Below are 3,765 nucleotides of genomic sequence, written 5' to 3'. Positions count from 1 at the left end.
CGCCCCGCCCGCCGCGCCGCCGGATCCCGCGCCGCCCCAGCTCCTCGTCCCGGCCGTAGAGCCAGTCCAGCGCCGCGTCCTGCCGGCCCGTCGTGCAGGTGGCGTCCAACGGCAGCGACCGGTCGACCGGCGCGCCGAGGATCAGCCGCCACCGCTCCAGATCCGGCTCGAGGGCGCGCGGATCGCCCGGGCCGGTCCGGTCCGCGTCGCCGCCGGTGTCCGTACCCTGATCAGTGCTCGCGCTCATATCCCCGCCCCCGCCACGATCTGTTGCGCCCGCGCCGAGAGCAGCCCGGCCTCGACGAGTTCCGCGAGCGCGGCCTGCTCCCCTGCGCGGACGCGCGCGAACTCCTCCGGCGAGACGACGGTGCGCAGCAGCCCGCGCGCGTCGCCGCGCAGGCCGCGCCGGTCGAGCAGGGCCTGCGCCACGCCCTGTTTCTCGCGCGGCGGGAAGTAGGCGAACGCCATGCGCAGCGCGGGCAGCGCGGCCAGGAACTCCTCCTGCGCCATCCCGGTGACCACGGCGTCCAGCAGCCCGATCATCTCAGGGCCCGACGCCTGTTCGCGGGCCAGTACGAACAGCCCGGCCAGCCAGTCGCCGAGCCGGCGCACGCCGAGGCCGGGCGGGATCACCCCGCGGCCCGGCTCGGGGACCGCGCCCAGGCTCCAGCCGAGGCCGAGGGCCGCCCCGCGCAGGTCGGGCGGGATGTGCTGGTCCCCGGCCATCCGCGCGGCGGCGGCGATAACCGCGGCGCGGTCGAGGGTGAGCACGGATTCGGCGTGCCAGACCGCGTCCCGCAGCGCCGCGAGGGCGGCGCTGCGGGCCGGATCGGTGGGCGCGTCCGGCCCGGTGACCGCCTCGGCGAGTTGCAGCAGGCGCTCCGCCGCGGCCGCGATGACGTGCGTCAGCCCCGGACTTCGCGAGACCTGGAAGACCCGGTCGTGCCGCCAGAGCCCGAGCGCGGCCGCGAGTACCGCGCCGAGCTCGCCCAGGTTCGCCCCCGGGCCGGTGCCCGCAGCGCTGTCGGCGAGCGCGTCGACGATGCGTGCGAGGACCTGGTCCGCGGCGGCGAGCAGCCCGCACAGAACCGTGTCGAACAGCACGGCCGCGAGCAGCGGCAGCACGTCCGCGCCGTCCCGCCCGGCCATGCGTTCGGCCAGGACCGTGGCCGCGGCCTGTTCGAGCGTGGCCCCGTGCGCCCCCGCCTCGATCAGCGCCGCCAGCCGCCGCTCGACCCGGGCGAGCCGCCACCGTTCCCGCGAGGCCGGATCGAGCCCGTTCGCGGGCCCTGATTCGCGCGCCGCACCCGGTATCCCGAGCACCCGCAGCTGATGTAGTACCCTGCTTCGCTCCAGCCCGCCCGGGTCGGTCAGATCGAGGTCCAGCTCGCCGACCCGGTCCAGCCCGAGGCGCTCGAGCCGGGCCAGCGCGTCGTGCACCAGCGGCGGCGCCGGCGTCTGCGCGTGCAGCCGCCCCACGCGCGCTCCACTGATCGAGTCGACCATCTCGACGACCACCGGATGCGCGCCCGGCGTGAGCCCGCCGTGCCCGCCCCACGGCACCGGGCGGCCGAGATCCTCCGACACCAGGGCACTGACGAGCCCGTCGAGCAGATCCACCCGCGTCGGCACGCTGCTGCCGCGCAGCCGGGCCAGCCCCTCCGCCTGCGTCCGCGCGGCGATCAAGTCGGCGGTCGAGGCGGGCAGGCCACGCGCGCGCAGCCGCCGCGCCACCGCCGTCGTCACCTCCTGCGCCGCCCGCTCGGGCCCGTGCTCCCAGAGCAGCTGGTAGTACTCCGGCGACGGCATCCCCGACTGGTACCCGGTGAACGCGTCCAGGCGGCGGAAGGAGTAGGGCACCAGGTAACTCGAGACCCCTTCCCCGTCCGCACCCGCGGGCACCTCGGGCCATCCGTCGGCCGTGAGGTCGAGGGTGGCGGGGTCAGCGGACTCGGCAGGCTCGGCAGCGACGAGGCGGCGCAGGGCCGAGGTGTGGAAGCCGCCGGTGACGACCACCACCCCGGCATCACCCGCCTTCGCCGCCGCGGCACTGATCCAGCGGGCCATGTACCGCTCGCGTGCGGCGTCGCCCTCGCCGGCGTCGAGGTCGCCCCGCAGCAGGTCGAAGTACGCGGTCAGCCGCTCCTCCAGGCCGTCTTGTTCTTCGACCTCGAACATCCGGTCCCACAGCTCGTCGGAGTTCGAGGCCCGCAGCTCGCGGCAGAGCCGCTGCACCGCCGCCGCGTAGTGCTTCTCGGCGTCGGCGTAGCGGTTGGAGCGGTGGCGGAACGCGGGGTGCCAGGCGGGCAGGTCGATGAACAGCGGCACCGACTCGGCCGCCCGGGCCGCGGTGAGCGCGGCCCACTCCGGCGAGTACGCGCAGAACGGGGCGTACGAAGAGAATCCCGGGCCGCTGCTGAACACCGCGATCGGCAGCCGGTGGCGCAGATACAGCTCACTCATCCGCGCGTTCATCTCGGCCGGGCCCTCGATCAGCACGTACGCCGGCCGCAGCCGCGCGACCGTGCGCGCGACGAGGCGCGCGCACGCGGGGCTGTGGTGGCGCACGCCGATGTAGGTCACTGAGGAGGTCATGCCGCTCAGCCCGGGAGCAGGTGGCGGGCTTCGTGCAGGTCGCGCCACGGCCCGTCGCCCTGCGCCTTGGCCTGCCGCTCGAGGTAGCGGCGCAGCCTGGTGAGGTCGTCCGCACTGTCCTTGGCGACGGTGCCGGCCAGGCAGGCGGCGAGGTCGGCGACGCCGCCGGATTCCCCGCGCAGGAACCAGCCGCGCAGGCCCACCGCGTGCGCGACGGAGACCGCTTCGGCCGTGCTCATGACCGCGGCGGGCCGGTCCACCGGGTTGCCGTCCGCGGTGACGCCGGAGCGCAGGTCGCGGAAGGCGCCGACGAGCACTTCCAGCACGTCCCGGCGCGGCGGCGCGACGACGCCGGAGGCGTGCAGCAGCCGCTCGGACTCCTGCCGGACGAGGGCGAGTTCGGTCTCGAAGTCGGGGATGGGGAAGACGGTCTCGAAGTTGAAGCGCCGCTTGAGCGCCGCGCTCATCTCGTTCACGCCGCGGTCGCGCGAGTTGGCCGTGGCGATGACGTTGAAGCCCGCGCGCGCGAACACCGTCCCGGCCGCGCCGAGCTCCGGCACGACGAGGGCGCGCTCGGACAGCGGGGAGAGCAGCGTGTCCTGCACCTCGAGCGGGCAGCGGGTGATCTCCTCGAACCGCACGATCAGGCCCTCGGCCATGCCGCGCAGCAGCGGCGCCGAGACCAGCGCGCGCTCGCTCGGCCCCTCGGAGACGAGCAGCGCGTAGTTCCAGGAGTACTTGATCTGGTCCTCGGTGGTGGCCGCGCCGCCCTGGATGGTGAGGGTGGAGGTGCCGCACACCGCCGCCGCGATCAGCTCGCTGAGCAGGGACTTGGCCGTGCCCGGCTCGCCGACGAGCATCAGGCCCCTGCTGGTGGCGAGGCTGACCAGGGCCCGGTCCACCAGCGCCGGGTCGCCGACGAACTTGCGCGCCACCCCGAGCCGCTCGTCCCCGATGACGAAGGCGCGCACGGCCTGCAGGCTCAGCCGCCACCCCGGCGGACGGTGCCCCTGGTCGGTCTCGGCGAGGCGGGCGAGCTCGTCCGCGTGCCGGATCTCGGCCGGCGGACGCTGGAGTTCGGCGACGGAGGCGGACACGGCGGACGACGCGGACTGCGGTGCGGAGGTGTCCTCGACGGCGGCGTCGGCCTCGGTCCGGGGGGCGGGTGGT

The 3,765-nt window shown here is 75.6% G+C and carries 2 protein-coding genes and 1 pseudogene; all 3 read right to left on the bottom strand.

The genetic code is table 11. The features are described from left to right. Positions 1-247 (bottom strand): annotated as a pseudogene (locus KDL01_RS39730) (hypothetical protein); the annotation flags it as partial. Beyond that, positions 244-2,595, bottom strand: a complete 2,352-nt coding sequence (locus KDL01_RS39725) for a DUF5682 family protein (protein ID WP_212533893.1) — start codon at positions 2,593-2,595, stop codon at positions 244-246. The gene KDL01_RS39725 and the pseudogene KDL01_RS39730, both read right to left, overlap by 4 nt. Positions 2,596-2,600: 5 nt before the next feature. Beyond that, positions 2,601-3,692 (bottom strand): ATP-binding protein, encoded by a 1,092-nt coding sequence (locus KDL01_RS39720; protein WP_212533894.1) that lies wholly within the window; start codon positions 3,690-3,692, stop codon positions 2,601-2,603. Between the last annotated feature and the right edge of the window lie 73 nt (positions 3,693-3,765).

Origin of the sequence: Actinospica durhamensis, assembly GCF_018139695.1 — a bacterium.
Lineage (GTDB): Bacteria > Actinomycetota > Actinomycetes > Streptomycetales > Catenulisporaceae > Actinospica > Actinospica durhamensis.
The sequence above is the reverse complement of the archived record's forward strand: the minus strand, read 5'-3'. Positions and strand labels throughout refer to the sequence as shown.

What these genes read in the sequence shown, in the direction of transcription:
- KDL01_RS39725 (WP_212533893.1), bottom strand. Translation starts at nt 2,595, where the DNA reads ATGACCTCCTCAGTGACCTACATCGGCGTGCGCCACCACAGCCCCGCG.